This is a genomic window from Phytobacter palmae (assembly GCF_039409775.1).
GTDB classification, from domain to species: Bacteria; Pseudomonadota; Gammaproteobacteria; order Enterobacterales; family Enterobacteriaceae; genus Phytobacter; species Phytobacter palmae.
The window spans coordinates 276,731-297,845 of the sequence record NZ_JBCIVJ010000003.1; the positions used below are offsets into that span (position 1 = coordinate 276,731).

General features: G+C 52.2%; 16 protein-coding genes. 5 read left to right on the plus strand and 11 right to left on the minus strand.

Annotated elements, in window-relative coordinates; all coding sequences use genetic code 11:
• Positions 1–172 precede the first annotated feature (172 nt).
• The gene (gene iraP / locus AAIG39_RS06505) at positions 173–520 is read left to right on the plus strand and encodes an anti-adapter protein IraP (protein WP_039079935.1); all 348 of its coding nucleotides are present in this window, start codon (positions 173–175) and stop codon (positions 518–520) included.
• 21 nt (positions 521–541) lie between these two features.
• Here the strand turns inward: iraP and AAIG39_RS06510 are convergent, their stop codons facing one another.
• From AAIG39_RS06510 to AAIG39_RS06525, 3 genes are all read right to left on the minus strand, one after another.
• Positions 542–1,105, minus strand: a complete 564-nt coding sequence (locus AAIG39_RS06510; RefSeq protein ID WP_343193442.1) for a hypothetical protein — start codon at positions 1,103–1,105, stop codon at positions 542–544.
• Positions 1,102–1,473, minus strand: coding sequence for a septal ring lytic transglycosylase RlpA family protein (locus AAIG39_RS06515; RefSeq protein ID WP_343193443.1), 372 nt, complete (start codon positions 1,471–1,473; stop codon positions 1,102–1,104). Before AAIG39_RS06515 ends, AAIG39_RS06510 begins: the two co-directional genes overlap by 4 nt.
• Before the next feature lie 638 nt (positions 1,474–2,111).
• Positions 2,112–2,576, minus strand: coding sequence for an Lrp/AsnC family transcriptional regulator (locus AAIG39_RS06525; RefSeq protein ID WP_090085326.1), 465 nt, complete (start codon positions 2,574–2,576; stop codon positions 2,112–2,114).
• Positions 2,577–2,689: 113 nt separating this feature from the next.
• Here AAIG39_RS06525 and AAIG39_RS06530 point away from each other — a divergent pair, with 113 nt between their 5' ends.
• Positions 2,690–3,307 carry a LysE family translocator gene (locus AAIG39_RS06530; protein ID WP_343193444.1) on the plus strand — a complete coding sequence of 206 codons (618 nt, stop codon included), beginning with the start codon at positions 2,690–2,692 and terminating at the stop codon, positions 3,305–3,307.
• Between the two features lie 199 nt (positions 3,308–3,506).
• Here AAIG39_RS06530 and mqo read toward each other — a convergent pair whose 3' ends face one another.
• The gene (gene mqo, locus AAIG39_RS06535) at positions 3,507–5,165 is read right to left on the minus strand and encodes a malate dehydrogenase (quinone) (protein ID WP_249569209.1); all 1,659 of its coding nucleotides are present in this window, start codon (positions 5,163–5,165) and stop codon (positions 3,507–3,509) included.
• 278 nt (positions 5,166–5,443) lie between these two features.
• Here mqo and AAIG39_RS06540 point away from each other — a divergent pair, with 278 nt between their 5' ends.
• Positions 5,444–6,679 (plus strand): SulP family inorganic anion transporter, encoded by a 1,236-nt coding sequence (locus AAIG39_RS06540; RefSeq protein WP_249569210.1) that lies wholly within the window; start codon positions 5,444–5,446, stop codon positions 6,677–6,679.
• Here AAIG39_RS06540 and mgtE read toward each other — a convergent pair.
• The 6 genes from mgtE to AAIG39_RS06570 all read right to left on the minus strand — a co-directional run bounded on the left by mgtE (position 6,642) and on the right by AAIG39_RS06570 (position 14,037).
• Positions 6,642–8,078: a magnesium transporter gene (mgtE, locus tag AAIG39_RS06545; RefSeq protein ID WP_343193445.1), complete on the minus strand. Its 1,437-nt coding sequence runs from the start codon at positions 8,076–8,078 to the stop codon at positions 6,642–6,644. The genes AAIG39_RS06540 and mgtE overlap by 38 nt on opposite strands.
• Before the next feature lie 158 nt (positions 8,079–8,236).
• The gene (locus AAIG39_RS06550) at positions 8,237–9,880 is read right to left on the minus strand and encodes a multidrug ABC transporter permease/ATP-binding protein (RefSeq protein WP_249569212.1); all 1,644 of its coding nucleotides are present in this window, start codon (positions 9,878–9,880) and stop codon (positions 8,237–8,239) included.
• Positions 9,881–9,953: 73 nt separating this feature from the next.
• Entirely contained in the window at positions 9,954–10,604 is a 651-nt protein-coding gene (alkB, locus tag AAIG39_RS06555; RefSeq protein ID WP_343193446.1) for a DNA oxidative demethylase AlkB, read from the minus strand.
• Positions 10,604–11,686, minus strand: coding sequence for a bifunctional DNA-binding transcriptional regulator/O6-methylguanine-DNA methyltransferase Ada (gene ada / locus AAIG39_RS06560; protein WP_343193447.1), 1,083 nt, complete (start codon positions 11,684–11,686; stop codon positions 10,604–10,606). Before ada ends, alkB begins: the two co-directional genes overlap by 1 nt.
• A gap of 72 nt (positions 11,687–11,758) precedes the next feature.
• Entirely contained in the window at positions 11,759–12,802 is a 1,044-nt protein-coding gene (gene apbE / locus AAIG39_RS06565) for an FAD:protein FMN transferase ApbE (RefSeq protein ID WP_090085583.1), read from the minus strand.
• Positions 12,803–12,915: 113 nt separating this feature from the next.
• The gene (locus AAIG39_RS06570; protein WP_090085312.1) at positions 12,916–14,037 is read right to left on the minus strand and encodes a porin OmpC; all 1,122 of its coding nucleotides are present in this window, start codon (positions 14,035–14,037) and stop codon (positions 12,916–12,918) included.
• A gap of 842 nt (positions 14,038–14,879) precedes the next feature.
• On the opposite strand from AAIG39_RS06570, the gene rcsD reads away from it, so the two are divergent.
• The gene (gene rcsD / locus AAIG39_RS06575) at positions 14,880–17,549 is read left to right on the plus strand and encodes a phosphotransferase RcsD (RefSeq protein WP_090085310.1); all 2,670 of its coding nucleotides are present in this window, start codon (positions 14,880–14,882) and stop codon (positions 17,547–17,549) included.
• Positions 17,550–17,565: 16 nt separating this feature from the next.
• The gene (rcsB, locus tag AAIG39_RS06580) at positions 17,566–18,216 is read left to right on the plus strand and encodes a response regulator transcription factor RcsB (protein WP_039079923.1); all 651 of its coding nucleotides are present in this window, start codon (positions 17,566–17,568) and stop codon (positions 18,214–18,216) included.
• 35 nt (positions 18,217–18,251) lie between these two features.
• On the opposite strand, the gene rcsC is transcribed toward rcsB, so the two are convergent.
• Positions 18,252–21,098, minus strand: a complete 2,847-nt coding sequence (rcsC, locus tag AAIG39_RS06585) for a two-component system sensor histidine kinase RcsC (RefSeq protein ID WP_343193448.1) — start codon at positions 21,096–21,098, stop codon at positions 18,252–18,254.
• Between the last annotated feature and the right edge of the window lie 17 nt (positions 21,099–21,115).

A 21,115-nucleotide genomic window follows, 5' to 3' on the forward strand; every position in this document is an offset into this window, starting at 1 on the left:
GGTGTGTCAAAGAGGGAGTTCCTTTGGTTCCTGAAAGAGATCTTTTCACATCTGTGTCCGGCTCAGCATTTTTCAACGCGTGAAATAACCTAAGCTCATTTAGGCTTTAGAAATGCCACGCTCATGTCTTGTGGGTGGGCAGGACATATGCGGATCAGAGGCAGGGAATCACATGAAAAATGTCATTATTAGTATGATTGCAAAAATTTCAAAGATGGATGCGGAGGCGAAACAGCTGACGGCTCGCGTAGAGGCACAGTCACTGTTGCTCAGTGCCCTGGTACTCACTCTCGGGAAAAACGGCGGCGTTCGCGAAATCATTGAGAACGTAAAGAAAGCCATCAATACGGCGGTCGATGTCTCCGACACGCCGCTTAAATCTGATGCTGAAATGCTGCTCAGCGAATTTACCGATCTGCTTTCTGTCACCCAGTTGCTGGATGACGCTGAATCAGAAATCGATTTCGAAACACTGAACGATCTTTTATCGAATACTGACGATAATCCCGAACAGAAATGATTATCGGAAGATCTGCCCCTGTCAGTTGCACGACTGAGGCATTAATTTGCCCGTATTTTCTTGCCAGCCATAACAACTCGCTTTGAGCGCTGTTGGTTTAGGTTCATAAAGAACTAACAGCCGCTGACCCGCTTCATTGATTTTCCAACTGACGCTGGCTGCCGTCTTTTCTGCCAGTTTTAATGGTCGTTTTTGCGTATCCAGTCCATACAGTTCAACTTGCTCGGCGGCAGCGCCAAACTGGAGCGTCACGGCCAAAAGAGCATTTCCTTGCCAGCGCCATTCAGACAGAGGTTGCAGCGCAGGTGACCAGGCATCCGGCCAACTTGTTGACCATACCGATGATGCAGCCCCCTTGCTCTGTTTAAATAATGCCAGAGAAGAAACGCGGGACTCTCCCTCCCCTTCCTGCCAGGCTACCCAGCGCAATTCCCCCTGAGGGTCGGCATCCAGGAGACTCAGATTGTGCACAGGTTCCGCCATGATGCGATTAATAGTCTCAGGCGTTTTACTCTCCGATGCCTGCACGGCACCACTGGTGATAAAACCCAGGGCAAAAAAGAGAATAGCGAATGTCGTCTTCATGGGGTTACAGGTCCCTGTAGCGTGCTGGCTGGCACAACTATGATGGATTGTAGAGTAATCAAGCCTGCGGTTTTATCGGTAATGGCATTTATCGGCCGCCCACTCAGATAAGCAAACGCAGCCCGGCTTAAATCAAGGACACGTGCCATTGAACCATCGCCAGCCCCACGATCATTGACTTTAACAATGACCGACCGCCCCTGATATGACAGTTTCAGTTTTGTCCCCAGCGGTACTGCATGCCAGCGTTCACGCGGCAGTAAAGCAGCGGTATACGCCGTATGGGTATAAAGATCGCCGCTCGCAGTCATTTTATTGATAAAGAAATCTGAATAGGTCGAAGCCACACCAGAAGCTGGAAGTCCCATTATTTGCTCCGCAATGATGTTAATAAACATGCGCCCTTATGAAGTAAGGAGCTAATAATAAACCTAACTTTTTAGCCGTGTAACAGCAGAAACAAACACTCAGCAATGACTCAGATTAATCTTAAGCATATGCCGTTCATCTATTTTATGGGGGAAAAACAAGGCGGCAGTTAAGTGATGTTGGCGCCCGGATGGTCAGCTAAATACCGACCAGAACAGCTACTATTGAGACCACCATCCGCTACCCTAAAAATATCACTCCGCCGAGCGTGGCACGGCACACTAAGTTGCACGGTACTGACGGTAACGAAGCGCATTTTTGGCAACAGGGAATACCACAACAAATATGCCCAGTGCACCAGGCTGAAGATGCACTGGAACGACAATACGCCCACAGACGCCTGATGACTCCGTTTTTGCATCAATGCGCTAAAGGATATAAAGCACAGAGCCAACAGGCAAAGCGGATATCGGCAACAGAAATGTGCGACGCGGCGACGCAAGACAAGCAGAATCAGCCCGGCCAGTCAGAAAACCCTGTGGCTGCGGCGAGCAGGAAAGGGTTCATTCTCTCTGATAAGAGTCAGTGAGTGTCTGTTAACTGAACAACTCACATTCCCCTGCCAGCATGACAATTTTCATCTTATTGTCTCTAACGGATAGGGTCTGTCATGCACAACGGTCTTCATTACCAGCGTTGAGGTTAAGCGCTGCACGCCAGGCATCGCCGAAAGCTTCTCATCATAGAGTTTCTGAAAGGCCGGTAAATCGCGCGTAACGACCTGCATCATGTAGTCCGGATCGCCAAACAGGCGCTGGACCAGTACCACCTGCGGCACATCCACGATAGCCTCCTCAAAGGCGCTGACCGCTTTCTTATCCGCCTCGCGCAGGGTCACAAACACAATCGCCGAAAAGGTAAATCCCATCTGAACCGGATTTAAGGTAGCGCGATAACCTGTGATCACACCACTCTGTTCCAGCGCGCGTAAACGACGATGGCATGGCGAGAGGCTCAAATTGACCCGCTCGGCCAGATCGGTTATCGACAACCTGCCGTCAGACTGCAGCTCCGCAAGAATCTTTCTGTCGATACTATCCATTTGGAAGATTTTCCCTTTTCAGGTGGAATTAAGGCGCAACATTGCAAACTCATTCTACGGCGTCAGGGATATTCTTTCTATGCAGAATATTGAGAACTTACGGGGCAAAAGCGATGGAAATGAGTGTGGTAATGGGGTTCTGGATTGTCTCCTTTCTCCTGATAATGACCCCGGGTGCCGACTGGGCCTATACCATTACGGCTGGCATCAGCGGACGCGGCATTATTCCGGCGGTCATGGGCTTAATGACAGGTCATTTACTGGCAACGGGCATCGTTGTTGCAGGCATGGGGGTGCTGTTGGCAGGGCATCCACTGGCATTATCCGCCCTTACCCTTTTCGGCGCGCTGTATCTGTTGTGGCTCGGGATCGGCATGTTGCGCTGTCCCGCTGCTATAACAGCAGGACGTACGCAGGCAGACAGTTCATGGAACCGCTGGGCAATAAGAGGTATGTGCATCAGCGGGATGAACCCCAAAGTCTTTCTGCTTTTTCTCGCCCTGTTGCCGCAGTTCACTGACCCGCAAAGTCTCTGGCCCCTTCCCTTGCAGATGTCGGCGCTGGCGCTGCTGCATCTCATCACCTGTACGCTGGTCTATCTGCTGGTGGGATATGGTTCCAGGGCGCTTCTCGCCACCCGGCCGCAGGCGGCAAAAGTGGTCAGCAGGATTTCAGGGGGAATGATGATTGCGATTTCTCTGCTATTGCTGACGGAACAGATTATGCACTGATGAGGTATTGCGCACGGTTTGCCAGCCAACCTTATTGCAGCAGGTGATTTTCGGCCTTACGTTCTGGAGAGTTTGTAATAACTTGCCGTGGTGGTGATGAACGCACCGATGAACCTTCGAAAAACATCAGCGATTATGTCATCGGTTTACGCTGCTTAAACGTAGAGACAAAAAAACCTGCCGAAGCAGGTTTTTTCACTTACAGCGCGATATCCGCTGCGGGTTCATTCTCTGCAGGCACAACATGCGAGGGTTTTCGTACGGGCGGCGTGGCATCCGCCAGCGGCGATTCGTCGCATTTCAGCCCCAGCACGCGACTGGTATAGTGCAACTCCGCATCCGAGGCTTCAACGTTGCCGTCAAGCTTCACGCCAAGGAAAGGGATGATCTCTTTCAGTTTCGCCTGCCACTCAGGGGAAGCGACTTTTTCCGGGAAGACCTTCTGCATCAATTCCAGCATGATAGGCGCGGCAGTGGAAGCACCCGGCGATGCGCCCAGCAGCGCAGCGATGGTGCCCTCTTTGTCGCTAACCACTTCGGTACCCAGACGCAGCTCACCCAGCTTCTTCGCATTGCGTTTGATGATCTGCACGCGCTGCCCGGCCTGCCACAAACGCCAGTCCTCTTTTTTAGCCAGCGGATAGTACTCACAAAGGGCATCAAAGCGATCGTCGTCATTTTGTAGTACCTGGTTCATCAGGTATTTCACCAGGCTGAAATTGGTCATCCCGACGCTTAACATGGGCAGGAAGTTAGAACTGTTGGTTGAACGCAGCAGATCCCACAGCGACCCATTTTTCAAAAAGCGCGTTGAGAAGGTGGCGAACGGTCCAAATAGCAGCACACGTTTGCCATCAATAATACGGGTATCGATATGCGGTACAGACATTGGCGGCGCGCCCACGGTCGCCTGACCATAAACCTTCGCCAGATGGCTGTTCACAACATCCGGGTTTTCGGACACCAGGAACTGACCGCCGACCGGGAAACCTGCGTATTCCGCCGCTTCCGGGATACCGGATTCCTGCAACAGTTTCAGCGCGGCGCCACCGGCACCAATAAAAATAAATTTGGCCTTAATGACCTGATCGACGCCGCTGTTTTTCAGGCTGGCGATGGACACATTCCAGGTGTTATCCGCATTGCGTTTGATGCTGCGGACTTCGCTACCCAGCTTCAGGGAGAAGTTGTCTTTGCGCTGCAAGGAGTGAATCAACTGACGGGTAATCTCGCCGAAATTCACGTCGGTACCGATTTCCGTACGCGTCGCCGCCACTTTCTGCTGCGGGTCACGCCCTTCCATTACCAGTGGTGCCCACGCGCGGATCTGCTCGTGGTTTTCCGTATAGCGCATGCCACGGAATAACGTACTTTGCTGCAACGCTTTGTAGCGAGCACGCAAGAAGTTAACGTTGTCATCGCCCCACACCAGACTCATGTGCGGAACGGTATTAATGAACGAGCGCGGTTCGCTCAGCACACCGGTTTCCACCTGATGCGCCCAGAACTGACGAGAGATACGAAACGCTTCGTTAATCTCAATCGCCTTTTTGATGCTGATGGATCCATCCTGGTTTTGCGGGGTGTAGTTCAGTTCCATCAAGGCGGCGTGCCCCGTACCGGCATTATTCCAGCCGTTGGAGCTCTCTTCCGCCAGCGCGTCCAGCCGTTCCACCATGGTGATCGACCAGTTGGGCTCCAGCTCCTGGAGGTAGGTTCCCAACGTGGCGCTCATGATCCCACCACCGATTAAAAGCACATCCGTTTCCTGCTCTTTCGATGCGTTAGCTTTTGCTGCCGCAGAGACAGCATTAAGCCCGACAGCCATCGAAAACAGTCTGGCAGTCATTCTTTTCATAATGTTAATGCCTTACTTTTAGTGCTGCTTTATTAGCAGTTATCGCGGGTAACTTCGTTAGCGCATCTAACCTAGCACGGGGGAAAGAGGATTTAAATAATGTTTAAACATTAAATAGTCATTACATAAATGTTATTAATAAGTTTAATAATTGCATTAAAAATAACCATGTTTACTGGCAACTTTTGCCAGGAAACAGTAGTATTCTCCGCTTTGTCAAACACATGTCATTCCGTCCTTTTATTGATGCCTGCTGCTGATTACCCCTGCGAAAAGTTATGACTGAAAAATTATTCTCCCCGACAGGTCGGGTCAGCAACGTGCTGCGCTCCCCTCAACTGCTGACGCGCGAAGCGCTGGCAGGCGTTATTACCGCACTGGCATTGATTCCGGAAGTGATCTCCTTTTCGGTGATCGCAGGCGTCGATCCCAAAGTCAGCCTGCTGGCTTCCGTCGTGCTGTGTATCAGCATGTCATTGCTGGGCGGGCGTCCGGCGATGGTAACCGCAGCGGCCGGTTCCGTAGCGCTGGTGATTGGCCCGATGGTGCACCAACACGGCGTCGAATACATTTTGCCAGCCGTGGTGCTCGCAGGCGTCATACAAGTTATCTTTGGCTTAACGCAAATGTCACGTCTGATGCGCTTTGTACCGCAGGCGGTGATGACAGGCTTTGTGAATGCGCTGGGTATTTTGATCTTCTTCGCCCAGGTGCCCCATTTCTGGCACCGCGATCCGCTGATCCTCGCTCTCTTCGCCCTGACAGTACTGATTGTCCTGTGGTGGCCACGGTGGGTGAAAAGCGTGCCCGCACCGCTGGTCGCCATCGTGGTGCTGACATTTTTTACCGTCTTCACCGGACAGACGCTGCCCACCGTAGGCGATGAAGGCCCGATGCAGGGTGGCCTGCCCGGCCTCACCGAATGGCTGGTGCCGTTTAACCTCACCACGTTTGGCATCATCTGGCCCTGCGCACTCAGCATCGCCTTTGTTGGCCTGCTGGAATCGTTGCTGACCGCACGTCTGGTAGATGATTTGACCCACACGTCATCCAACAAAAGCCGGGAAAGTGCCGGCCTTGGTATCGCCAATATTCTTGCCGGTTTTTACGGTGGTATCGCCGGTTGCGCGATGATTGGACAGACCATCGTCAACGTGGAAATGGGCAAAGGCCGCAGCCGCGTGTCAACCATCGTGGCGGGACTGGTGTTATTACTCCTGGTGACGGCACTCAGCGACATCATGGCGGAGATTCCAATGGTTGTACTGGCGGGCATTATGACTATTGTCGCCTGCAAAACCTTTAGCTGGCATAGCCTACATCCGGCAACGCTGCAGCGCGCGCCGATTGCCGAAACAGGGGTGATGATCGTTACCGTTGCGGCAACTATCAGTACCGGTAATCTGGCGATTGGCGTGCTGGCAGGCATGGTGGCGATGGCTATCCTTCCTGCTCGTCTGCATAAGGCGCGTGGCGCTACAGCAGAAAAATCGTCGCCAGTCCAAGAAAAATAAAAAAGCCCCCGGTGTCGGTAATCGCCGTGATCATCACACTAGAACCGACCGCCGGGTCACGCCCGAAGCGGACCATAATCATCGGAATAAGTACGCCCATCAAGGCTGCCATCAGCAAGTTGAGCATCATTGCCAACGTCATCACACCGCCCAGCGCGGCATCATCATAGAGTAGCCAGGTCACAACCCCCATGATTCCGCCCCATACCAGGCCGTTCACCAACGCCACGCCCATTTCACGCAGGACTAAAAAACGAAAGTTACCCGGCTGAATGGTCTGCAATGCCAGGGCGCGAACAATCATAGTGATGGTTTGATTCCCGGTATTTCCACCGATACCGGCAACGACAGGCATCAACGCGGCCAGCGCGACCAGTTGTGAAATGGTGTGTTCAAAACCATCAATCACCCGTGAAGCAATAAATGCCGTGCAGAGGTTAATCGCCAGCCACGCCCAGCGATTTTTCACCGCGCGGGTGACCGGGGCAAAAACATCCTCTTCGGTACTCAGGCCCCCCATCTGACGCAGATCGTTATCAGTCTCTTCGTAGACTACATCCACGATATCATCGATGGTAAGGCGACCGAGCAATTTGCCGTCAGTATCGGTAACAGCAGCGCTAATTAAGTCATCGCGTTCAAAGGTGTGTGCCGCGTCTTCGGCATGCTCATCAGGCGAAAAAGTGACCGGTTCGTCATTCATCACCTCGCTTACCCGGCACGCACTGCCTTTGAGTAAGATGGTTTGCAGCGCCAGTTCGCCAAGCAGTATGCCGTCACGTCCGGTAACGAAGAGTTTGTCGGTATTTTCCGGCATGTTGCCCAGTCTGCGTAAATAGCGCTGTACGGTAGCCAGCGTCAAATTCGGACGCACGGTAATCACTTCAAACTCCATGATTGCCGCAACGCAATTTTTGCCGTAGCGCATAACCTGGCGTACCCGGGCACGATCGGTTGCCGGTAGTGTTGCCATCAGACGTCCGGTCAGATTACGCGGCAGATGCTGCACCAGCCAGATTTGATCGTCGATATCAAGCGTTTGCAGTGCATCCAGCAACGCCTTATCGCTCATGCCATCAATCAGATCTTCCCAGACGTTTTCCGACGCTTCCAGCAAGACTTTGCCGCGTTTGTCATCTTCGACCAGCCGCCACAGCGCAAGACGCCCGTCTATCGGCAATCCTTCCAGGGTATCGGCTAAATCTGGTGCCGGTAGATGCGCCACCAACGCGTTGACTTCGGCTATCTCATTGGTGAGCTTATCGGCGTCAAACTGTTCCGCCAGGGTTAACTCGCCAAGCAAGGTTGCGGTAAGTGATTTTTCGGTGGTGAGGAGCCAGATTAAACGCGCGCGCTCCTGATCGCGCAATCTGCTACTGCTTTTTTTGCTGACAGACATTGGACATTCCCTGCGTAGTAACTCACCTTTCTGAGATAAAGGCGTACAGGTCTAAGCATAGCGGCAGGTGGTGTAAATATTAATACGCCGCACGTACAGATGGGTAAAAGAGAGGTATGTTGTCGATTTTCCGGGCGTTTCCACCCGGAAAGTCACCATTATGCCGTGCGGGCAACCGCATCGCGGGAGGCGAGTTCACGCTCTTCCCCGGTCAGTTCGCTCAATTGGCCGTTACGCATTTCAAGCAAACGATCGGCATGAGTAAAATAATGATCATCATGACTGATGGCGAAAATGGTTTTACCCATTGCCTGCATTAGCGGTAACAGCACCTGGTAGAACTCGCGACGGAAGTGCGGGTCCTGGTCAGCGGCCCACTCATCGAGCAATAAAATATCGCGTTCTTCCGCCAGAGCCAGCAGTAGCGCCACACGCTTTTTCTGCCCTTTCGACAGTTTCAGATTGAGGATTTTACCGTCTTTGAGCTCCAGCTTGTGCGACATCTTAAGCTGTTGCAGCCAGTTATCCACCAGCGCCGGATCCGCCTGTTGTCCATCCGCGCCCAGGAGTTGGTCAAACAGCCAGACATCGGTAAAGACTGCAGAAAACAGCTTGCGGTAATCCTCTGGTTTCTCTTTCGCCAGCGGTTTACCGTCCAGCAGGATTTCGCCAGAAGCCGGTTCATATAATCCGGTTAACAGCATCGCCAGCGTTGATTTACCGCTGCCATTGCCGCCAATCAGGAAGACCAGTTCGCCGCGCTTGAGTGTCAGATTGACCGGCCCCACGGAGAACGTTTTGTCCTGATAGGTAAAAGTGACATCGCGCAGTTCCAGCGTTTTCCAGTCCGGGTAAATCTGCGGGCGCGGGAACTCAGCCTGATACGGCGCCAGTGAGAACTGCTTAAGTTTATTGAACGCGACTTGCGCACTCAACAGCGTCGGCAGTGCGCCGATGGCGGAGAGCAGGGGTGTGCGCAGGAACAAGAGTGTCAATGAGTAGGTCGCCGCGACGCTGGTATCCGCCCAGCCCAGACTGTTTGCCATCCAGAAAACCAGGCCAATCGCCCCCAGCATCATGATATTTGACCAGTTCACCGCACTGAGGTGGAAAGTATCAGCACGGATAATGTGGTGACGATATTCACGGGCATCAGGCAGATACAGGTTGTTATAGATATGTCCGGCACGTTCGCGATTAAGCGTCAGCTCTTTGCGCCCCTCCAGTACGGTCTGAAAGTCGTTGTACAGCTTGTCTTCGGTTTCACGCAGCGTCGCCATATGTTTGTAGACGCGGGAGACCAGAATAAATCCGCCCCAGATAGTCAGTGCCATCCACAACGCGGTTATCACAAGCATTTTACCGGACAACCAGGCCAGATAAGCCGACGAGCCAATGGTGAGGATGATCCCCTGCACCAGTTCCGGCAGACGTACAAACGCGATGGTGATATTACGCACATCACTGGTCAGCCCGGCCAGCAACGAAGCGCTGCCGAGCTGTTCGATACGTTCAACAGGGGTGTCGAGTATGCGCTTGATAAATTCACCGCGCAGGCGATAGACAAAATGGTGACCAAGAGTGGTCAATGCCAGTTGAGAGCCCAGCGTCACCGCCATCAATAACAGAAGTAAACCCAGGAACTCCGGTAACACGGCCAGCGACATATCCACCGTTTCGATCAGACGGAGATTAATAAAGGCAATAAGCCCAATGCCCAGCGCGGCGCTAAGCAACGTTAGCGCAATGACGGCGATAAAAGGCCAGCGGTACTGCCGCCAGACCAGCAGAAGAAGTTCCATCACACAACCCGGTCAACCAAAACAGCCAGCAGTTTAAACGGCTGATTGTTTACATCAAGAATAATTCTTATTTTTATTCAATCTTTCTGGCCTGGCGAAAAGTGAGATTAAAACGGCACTCTCCGGTCGCCGGATGATGGCCCGGCTTAAGCGGTAAAATGCCGTGATAAAAAAGTCGGGACGCCCCACCCCATACCACTACGTCGCCGTGCTCAAGCATTAAACGTTGTAGAGGATCGTTGCGTTTAAGACCGCCAAACTGAAATATCGCTGGTAAGCCAAGTGAGACTGAGACAATAGGCGCACGTAAATCCGGCTCGTCTTTATCCTGATGCAACGAGAGCTTCGCGCCGGGTACATAGCGGTTAATCAGGCAGGCATCCGGCCTGAAATCAGCGTAGCCCGCGGCTACCGCCGCATCATGGCAAAGCGTGGCGAAAACGTCAGGGATCGCAGGCCAGGGATTGCCCGTTTGCGGATCAATCCCGGAATAGAGATAGCCTCTGGCGTCGGTCGTCCAGCCCACTTCACCGCAGTTAGTCATCGCCACCGACATGGTGTAGCCGCCGGGCGTCACCATATGGCGCAGCGGAGACACTTGCGTAACCGCCTCAATACCCGCCAGTAAATCCTGCGTTTTTGCCAGCGCGAAACGCCGCAGGACCACCGCGCCGGGGGCGAGAGGTTCTTGCCAGGGTTCTTCATCGGCAAATAAATCAAGCATCATACCTCCTTCGATTCTGATTCCTGACGCAGAAGACGGGCTTTACGCGTCGCCCCCCAACGATAGCCGGACAAACCGCCATCGGCGCGAACGACCCGATGGCATGGCACCACAATCGCCAGCTTGTTCGCCGCACAGGCGCGGGCGACGGCGCGAACCGCCCCCGGCTTACCAATGGTCTTCGCCAGCGACTGATAGCTGACGGTTTCACCTGCCGGGATGGCGCGCAGGGCATTCCACACCTGGAGCTGAAACGCCGTACCGCGCAAATCAAGAGGCAGTGTAAAAGGTGAAGCCGGATTATCAATGCGCCCTATAACCTCCCCGACTTGTTCAATAAACTGTTCATCTGCCTGCTCGCGCCGGGCGCCGGGAAAAATAGTCCGCAACTCATCGAGCAGCGCATTATCGTTATCAGCCAGCAAAATGGCACAGATCCCACGTTCGCTTTGCGCCACCAGGCAATGGCCCAAAGAACAACGGCTCAGGGCATAGCGGACATTCGTATCGTCACCTCCGCGCCGGTACTGACTCGCTGTCATTCCCAGCGCGGCATCTGCCTGCCGATAGTAGCTGCTGTTATCGGGAAATCCGGCCGCCAGAACCGCATCGGTGATCGTGGCGCTTTCACTGAGCGCGTTGCGCAGGCGCTGGGCGCGAAAAGCAAGCTGCCAGGCTTTTGGTGTCATACCGGTTACGGACTTAAACAGCCGATGGAAATGCCAGGGGCTCATGGCAACGGCATCAGCCAGGGTTTCCAGCGTCACGCTCTGCTCCTGTTCCAGCAAGCGGCACGCCTTTTCCACTTTGGCGATCCGTTGCTGTTGCGGGTCTGCTCTTTCGGGCTGGCAGCGTTTGCAGGGGCGAAACCCGGCAGCCTGTGCGGTATCGGCATCAGGGTAAAAACCAACATTCTCGCGCAGGGGACGGCGTGAACGGCAGGAGGGGCGGCAAAAAATGCCTGTGGTTCGCACTGCAAAGACAAATTTTCCGTCCTGGCTGGCATCACGCGCGCAGACGGCCTGCCAGCACTGGTCATTGGTCAATGGCTGTTGAAAAGCTAACGTAGTGGATGTTTTCATCTCAGGCTCCTCTCTCAAGTTTAGCCTCACTGTGCCCGATAGCCCGGACGAAAAAACCCGCATTCTTGCTGTCTAATTTTTCTCGCTTAGCAGAAACGCAGAAAACTGTGGCGACATCCAGGTGGTGAATTTGTCACCTTCCCGCATGATCATATAAACCGCAAGCCCCTCGTTACGCACAACTTCCTGCGCTTTCGCCGTACCCAGCACCATCAAGCCGGTATCCCATGCATCGGCTTCCAGCGCGGTTGGGGCAATAACCGTCACTGAGACCAGATTGTGCTCAATGGGACGGCCAGTCTGCGGGTCAATGACATGGGAAAGGCGTTTACCGTCCAGCTCGTAGTAATTACGATAGCTGCCAGAGGTGCTAATGCCGTGTCCATTAATATCCACCACGGCCTGGACGGCATTTTCCTGATCGGTAGGCTTTTGTATCGCTACGCGCCAGGGCTGCTCCTGCCCGTTCATACCACGGCTGACCAGCGCACCGCCCACCGACACCAGATAACGAGAGATCCCTTCCCGCTCCATCAGGCGTGCAAGATGATCGGCGGCATACCCTTCGCCAACGGTCGAGAGATCGACGAAAAGATCCGGCAGATCTTTTTGCAGGTACTGCTGATGCGCCTCGTTAATAACCTTAAGATGTTGTAATCCGGTACGCGCTTTGGCTGCATCAATTTGCGCCTGATCCGGGATTTTGTTCGGCTGCTTGTCCGGTCCAAAGCCCCATAAATTTACCAGCGGCCCAACAGTGATATCCATTGCCCCCTGAGTGCGGGCTCCCACGCGCAATGCAACGGTGACAATGTCAGCCATATCGGCGCTCACCGCCCATGGCGCCAGGCTGGAGGAATGGTTAAATCGCATCAGTGCTGAATCGGGTTTCCAGGTCGATAGCGTTTGATCGTCGGCGTCAAGCTGCGCCTGGATTTTCTGTGTCAGGTTTTTCGCTTTCTCCGGACTCAGCGCGATGGCACTGACGCGCCAGAAAGTGCCCATCGTTTTGCCTTCAAGCACTGTGGGCTGTTCTGCCTGCGAGGCAGGTTTATCGCATCCGCTTAATAATGCGAGCGCAAGCAGCAGGCCTGCGCGCAGATATGTCGTCGCCATCGTCTTTTCCCTATACGTTTTGCGCCGCCAGAGTACACCAAATTCACCGGTGGTGAGATGAGGTTCAACCATAAAAAAAGGGGCCAGTTGGCCCCTTTGTCGAGAGTTGCTGCTTAGAACTGGTAAACCAGACCCAGGGCAACAATGTCATCGGTGCTGATGCCAGCCTGACGAGTGAAGGTGTTTTCATCCAGCAGGTTGATTTTGTAATCAACGTAGGTGGACATGTTTTTGTTGAAGTAGTAAGTCGCGCCAACATCAACATATTTCAGCAGATCCTGATCGCCGAAATCACGCGTACCGTTGGTAACGTCTTTACCTTTGGACTGCAGGTAAGCAACGGATGGACGCAGACCGAAGTCGAACTGGTATTGCGCAACCACTTCGAAGTTTTGCGCTTTGTTAGCAAAGCCATAAACGGTGCTGTTGTTCTGGGAGTTGCCGAAACGGGTTGCGTTGTAGGTCTGGGTGTACTGCGCCGCAAGGTAGATGTTGTTAGCGTCATATTTCAGACCACCGCTGTAAACGTCTGCATTGTCACCACTGCCATAAACGCCAGCCGCATTCTGGTCAGCAGTACGTTTAGAGGTAGACATAGCAGCGCCTGCGCTAAAGCCTGCACCCAGATCGTAGGTCAGGGACGCGCCGAAACCGTCGCCATTCTGTTTCAGAGTGCTGCGACCTGTGGTGTTTTCACCGCCGACGCTGCCATTTTTACCCTGATACTGCAGAGCAAAGTTCAGGCCATCAACCAGACCGAAGAAGTCGGTGTTACGGTAAGTTGCAACACCGTTAGCACGGGATTGCATGAAGTTGTCAGCGCCGTAAGTATCGCCACCGAACTCAGGCAGGACGTCAGTCCAGGACGTTACGTCATAGATAACGCCGTAGTTACGACCATAGTCGAAAGAACCCGCATCACCGACACGCAGACCCGCGAATGCCAGACGAGTCCAGGCCTGATCGCTTGCGCCTTCGGTGCTGTTTGCCTGAACGTTGTATTCCCACTGGCCGTAACCGGTGATCTGGTCATTTACCTGGGTTTCGCCTTTGAAGCCGAAACGAACGTAAGTCTGATCGCCATCTACTCCTTTATCATCGGAGAAATAATGCAGACCGTCGACTTTACCGTACAAATCTAATTTGTTGCCGTTTTTATTATAAACTTCCGCTGCATTCGCTGCGCCTGCTACCAGCAGTGCTGGTACCAGGAGGGACAGTACTTTAACTTTCATGTTATTAACCCTCGGTTATATGCGTTTTTATAGCCACCGCTCACTGATTAATCCTATTAATCAGCCTGCAAGTTCATTCTCCTTAAAAATACAGAATAATCCAATAAGAATATGATACGAAAACTTTGAAGATGTTTCATATTGCATTATAGATGTTTCAATTTGTAAAATTAGGGGAACTTTTTTTAGCACAAATAGCTAAAGAATAAAGCACGAATAATCAAAATATAATTTAAGATTCAATAAAAACAGCATGTTAAGTGATTTATATATTTTTAGCACTGATTGCAAAACCAATATCTAAATTCGGCACTAATATAATCAACGCTATCATCATTAACTTTATTTATTATCGTCATTCGATTCTGAATGTCTGTTTACCCCTATTAGGACCGAATGCCTGGCATTCGGTTTTTTTTTACCTTTCTTTACGTAAAAAATTTTATGTCGCACTGCCTGTAAAAATTTATAATGACTATTAAGTAAACAATATCCGTGCCAAAAATTCACTAAAAGATAATCCGATTCTTATTTTCTTGTTAATTCGTGCGATTTTCCTCAACGAGGCGGCAAATATTTGTACAGAACCGCATTAATTGTACATTTTTTAGCGTCTGACGTTTGCCCGTTTTGTTTCGTTCGTGATCAGGACATTTGTCCGAACGAGAGTCTGGAAATTCATTCATTACCCGATATACTGCCTGCTGTACACAGCTCTGCAACATCACACCGACAAGACCGCCATCATTGCTGGCAGGTTCTTACGGCATGGCAGCAACAGAGTCTCAGCACCGGTGCTGAGTCGTCGTCTGCAGTGTTGTCATTACGGGTTACACACACGAATGAGTCGATCGGACACCATGACCCCAGGAAAATTTTCGCTGATACCGGGCAACCTTACCCGTTTCTTTCTTCTATTGATCATTGTCCTGCTGGTTACGTTGGGCGTGATGATACAAAGCGCCGTTAATGCCTGGCTAAAAGATAAAAGCTATCAGGTTGTCGATATTACTCACGCAATGCACAAGCGCATCGATACCTGGCGCTACGCCACCTGGCAAATTTACGACAACATTGCGGCCGCGACCTCTGGAAACGCCAGTGATGGTTTGCAGGAAACTCGTCTTAAGCAGGACGTCTACTATCTGGAAAAACCCCGACGTAAAACGGAAGCGCTGATCTTCGGCTCCCACGACAGCTCTACGCTGGAAATGACGCAGCGAATCTCAACTTATCTCGATACCCTGTGGGGCGCGGAGACCGTTCCCTGGTCGATGTACTATCTGAATGGTCAGGACAACAGCATGATCCTGATCTCGACCCTGCCACTCAAAGATCTCTCCTCCGGATTTAAAGAGTCCACTATTGGCAGCATTGTCGATTCACGCCGCGCAGAGATGCTGCAACAAGCTAACGCACTGGATGAACGCGAGAGCTTCTCTGCGCTGCGTCGTCTTGCCTGGCAGAACGGTTACTATTTCACCCTGCGCACCACGTTTAACCAGCCTGGTCATCTGGCAACGGTTGTCGCTTTTGATCTGCCCATTAATGATCTGATCCCACCGGGCATGCCGCTGGACAGCTTCCGTCTTGATACAGATAACGCGCAAAATAATCTGCGCTCTACTGATAAAGAGAGCACAGACAGCGTTACCATCAATTTCAATAGTTCGAAAATCGAGATTGCTTCTTCGCTCAACTCCACCGGCTTGCGTCTGGTCTGGCAGGTGCCGTTTGGTACACTGCTGCTGGAGACATTGCAGAATATTCTGTTACCGCTGTTGTTGAATATTGGTCTGCTGGCGCTGGCGCTGTTCGGCTATATCACGTTCCGCCATCAGCCGGGCCGTCAGAGCGACGGGCTGGCCCCCACGGGAAATAGTAATGAACTGCGCGTTATGCGCGCGTTTAACGAAGAGATCGTCTCTCTGCTGCCGTTAGGATTGCTGGTACATGATCAGGAAGCCAACCGCACCGTGTTGAGCAATAAAATCGCCGATCATTTGCTCCCGCATCTCAACTTGCAAAACATCACCTCCATGGCCGATCAACATCAGGGGGTGATTCAGGCTACGATCAATAACGAATTATATGAAATCCGCCAGTTCCGCAGCCAGGTGGCGTCGCGCACACAAATATTCATCATCCGCGATCAGGACAGAGAAGTGCTGGTGAATAAAAAGCTCAAACAGGCGCAGCGTCTGTATGAGAAAAATCAGCAAGGTCGCGCCGCATTCATGCAAAACATTGCCGAAGCGCTCAAGCAACCTGTCAAAGCCCTAGCCGGAGAGGCCGCTGCGTTGGGTGACAAAGAGGGTAACCAGCTTGCAGATCATGCCGAAGCGCTGGCAAGACTGGTGGACGAGATACAGCTGGCGAATATGCTGGAAAATGACAGCTGGAAGGGACAATCCACGCTCTTTTCCATTCAGGATCTGATTGATGAAGTGGTGCCGCAGGTACTGCCTGTTATTAAACGTAAAGGACTACAGCTTCTGATCAATAACCATCTTCATGCTAACGAGGAGCGTCATGGCGATCGGGATGCGCTGCTACGCATTTTACTGCTGTTGATCCAGTACGCGGTGACGACAACACAAATTGGCAAGATAACCCTGGAAGTGAGTATGGATGAATCAGCGGAAGATCGCCTGACCTTCCGTATTCTGGATACCGGCAATGGCGTAAGCAACAGCGAGATAGATAACCTGCACTTCCCGTTCCTTAATGCCACTCAGGGCGATCAGTATGGTAAAGCCAATGCCCTCACCTTCTGGCTGTGCGATCAACTGGCAAGAAAACTCGGTGGGCATTTAAATATCAAAGCGCGGGAGGAACTGGGTACCCGTTATTCACTGCACGTGAAAATGGCAGTACGCGCCCAACATGAGGAAGCCGAGGAGAAATTACTGGACGACGTGGTCGCCATGATTGATATCACCTCCAGTGAAATCCGTAATATCGTGGTTCGACAGCTCGAAAACTGGGGGGCAAGCTGTATCTCTCCGGATGAAAGACTATTAAGTCAAGAGTATGATCTGTTTTTAACAGATAATCCGTCTAATCTTACATCCTCGGGCTTGCTTTTAAGCGATGATGAGGCCGGCGTGCGGAAAATTGGCCCCGGACAATTGCGCGTCAACTTTAATATGAGTAACGCAATGCAGGAAGCCATATTGCAACTCATAGAAGAGCAACTGGCACAGGAAGACGTTATGGAGTCGCCTTTGGGGGGCGATGAAAATGCCGAGCTCCATGCCAGTGGTTATTATGCGCTGTTTGTCGACACAGTACCGGATGATGTTAAGAGGTTGTATACTGAATCGGCGACAAGCGATTTCGCTGCACTGGCTCAGACAGCACACCGCCTGAAAGGGGTGTTTGCCATGCTTAATCTGGTTCCTGGTAAGCAGTTATGTGAAACGCTGGAGCATTTAATTCGTGAGAAGGATGTTCCAGGCATAGAAAATTACATCAGCGACATTGACGCTTACGTCAAGAGCTTGCTGTAGCAAGGTAGCCCAATACATGAACAATATGAACGTAATTATTGCCGATGACCATCCGATTGTACTGTTCGGTATTCGTAAATCACTTGAACAAATCGAATGGGTTAATGTAGTCGGTGAATTCGAAGACTCTACAGCACTTATCAATAATCTGCCCAAACTTGAGGCCAATGTTCTTATCACCGATCTGTCAATGCCAGGCGACAAATACGGCGATGGCATTACGCTGATTAAATACATCAAACGCCATTTTCCTAATCTGTCCATCATTGTTCTGACAATGAACAACAACCCGGCCATTCTGAGCGCCGTGCTGGATCTGGATATTGAAGGGATCGTGCTGAAACAGGGCGCGCCAACCGACCTGCCGAAAGCGCTGGCTGCATTACAGAAAGGGAAGAAATTTACCCCGGAAAGCGTTTCCCGCCTGCTGGAAAAAATCAGCGCTGGCGGCTATGGCGATAAACGTCTGTCACCGAAAGAGAGTGAAGTATTGCGTCTGTTTGCCGAAGGTTTCCTGGTCACCGAAATCGCCAAGAAACTGAACCGCAGTATTAAAACGATCAGTAGCCAGAAGAAATCTGCCATGATGAAACTGGGTGTTGATAACGATATCGCCCTGCTGAATTATCTCTCCTCAGTCACACTGACCCAGACTGAGAAAGAGTAATTTCTCCAACCCCGGCACCCCGCCGGGGTTTGTTTTTATCGCCGTTCTTTTCTTACTCGCGCGCTGTAAAGCGCCAGCGTCTGTTTCAGCACATCCAGCGTCACCGGCTTCGACAGGCAGCTATCCATCCCTGATTCAAGGCAACGCTGCTTCTCTTCAGCCAGCGCATTCGCCGTCACGCCGATAACCGGCAGGGTCATCCTCAGTTCGCGGATACGTTGCGTCAGGCGATAACCGTCCATATTCGGCATGTTAACGTCGCTTAGCACAATATCGATGGCGTTCTTACTCAGGACATTCAGGGCATCCACACCGTCGTTAGCCGTTTTGCACTGATACCCCAGCGAGCCAAGCTGATCCGCCAGCAGACGGCGGTTAATGGGATGATCGTCAACAACCAGAATCATCATGTCGTCATTGCGCGCCTCAGTTGCGCCCGGTGGCGGCAACGCGGTAGTGACTTCTGGCACCACCACCTCAACCCGGTGAATACGACCAAGGATGGCAATCAGGTCATGCGGCGATGCCACACTTACCAGCCATTCATTTGGCGCACGCTCGAGTGGGATACCTATATGGCGACGACAGAACAGGACGGCGGCACGCCCGCTCCAGGAGGCCGGTAGCTCATCGTCCGTAATGAAAGTGTCGTTTGCTCCCAGCGGATGACCATCATAGCGCTGAGCCTGAATGCCGTTATGCGCCAGCAGGGTTTCCAGATAACTGTTAAGAAACGCATTACGTACCGCCAGCCAGCAGCAGGTATTCGCCAGGCCATCCACATCCGCAGGCGCAAGCTCAACGGCGTCATACAGCGGAATACGGATAGTAAACTGGCTGCCCATCCCCGGTTCGGTATCGACGCTAATATCCCCATCCATCATGCTGACCAGTTTTTCGCAAATTGCCAGCCCCAGCCCGGTCCCCTGAAAGTTACGCTGCACCCCGGTGCCGACCTGGAAGAAGGGATCAAACAGCCGTACCACTTCTTTGCCCGGTATCCCAACGCCGGTATCGCGCACACGAATACTCAGATAGTACTCATCCCGACGGACATGAAGAATAATGCAGCCTATATCGGTGAATTTGATGGCGTTGCTCAGCAGGTTGGAGATGACCTGCTGAAGACGCATCGGATCGCCATTCAGCGTGGCAGGCACATCCGGCTCAATAAAGCAGTACAAGCCGAGCTGCTTGCGTACCACCAGCGGTGCATAGTTGGCGGTAATGTGACTCATTACTTCACGGGGAGAAAACTCACGCGGCTCAATTTTGAGTTGCTCAGATTCGATTTTCGAGAAATCGAGTATATCGCTAATGATTTTCAACAGCAGACTGGACGAGTTATTCATCGCCGTTACCAGACGGTCGACGCCTTTCGGCAGATCTTTGGTCTGCAACAGATCGAGGTTACCAATAATACCGTACAGCGGCGTGCGCAGCTCGTGGCTGACGGTGGCCAGGAACATCGATTTTGACTGGCTCGCCTGCTCCGCCGCCTGCGCCATCTCCTGTAATGACTCTTCCATTTTCACGCGCGCGGAGACGTCCACCAGTACGCAAATGGCCACGTTTTCATTGCGATAGCGGGAATGGACGAAGCTTATCTGCAAATTGGTATTGTTGCTGGTCAGGACATCCACAAAGTTCACCTGCTGCCCACAGATAATCTGCGTCAGACGCTGGCGGTCTTCATGGGTAAGCATATTCAGATAGTTATGCGCCAGTTCATTACTCAGAATGTTGGTGCCATCCTGGGTACGTAAAATACAGATGCCTACGGGCGCCGAGGCGACAATTTTACGATTGAACTGCTCGTGTTCTTCCAGACGCTGGGCGTCTGTTTCCGCCGGAATAAAAATCCGCCGCTCATACATACGCGCCAGGGTAAACAGGGCAACCCCCACCAGGATGTTAAGTAACACCGCGTTGAGGATCAGCATGCGAATACGTTCAAGCACCATATCCACCGGCACCGAGTAGACTATGCTCAGCGGCGAAGGCGGCAGGCTTTTTTTGAGGATAAGATCATGAAAGCCGGAGGTGTAGCCAAACCAGGATCGCAGTTGCAGCCAGCGCGGGTCCACCTCGATACGATTGTCCGCGCCAGTCAGAGAAACCAGCGCGTGTCCGCTTTCATCAAAAATGGTCACACCCATCGGCAGGCTGCCCGGAGTGAAGAAATTCTCCATCCGGATTGATTGTTCCGTCCCCAGCAACGCCTGCAGACGATTCCCCAGATAAACCGGCGTCAACGCGTAAAAATAGCCGACACCCGGTCGCGGCCCCTGACTCATCCAGTAGAGATTATTGCCGCGCTCATCCTGCGGCGCGTTGCGGTATTTGAGAATGCGCTCATGCAGGCTTTTTAGCGCATCGTCGCGTTCGACCGGCACATCACGCAGGCCAAAATCCGCCACACAGAGATTCTCGCTACCAATCAGAAACACGCGGTTCAGGTCGTATGCCGCCGAGAAACTATCCCGCCAGTAGCGCATAAACCACGCCAGGGACTCCAGAGAACCACGCCAGGCCGTGCCCATTTTGGAGCAGTCGGAATCGGGAAACAGCGGCTGAAAATCGGGCACATCGGTTTTCGCATCAATCCCACGAGAGGCAAGAATACCGTTTTCGGCCGTCAGACGGTTTTCCGCGATGTATTTCAGCTCTTTCATGACATCAGAGGTACGCTGAATATACCGCTGCGCCTGATCGGCGCTGAGGTTAAATTCCTGACGTATTTCCGACTCTTTATCACGCAGCGCGTTGACGATGTAGAACACCGAAAAGAGAGCAATTAGTAGCCAAAGCACCAGAGCCAGCGCGCGGAAAAGATAGCGCGAGACTTTCAGAGTGCTACGAAAAGAGACGAGGTATTTCAACCTGGGGAAACTCCGCC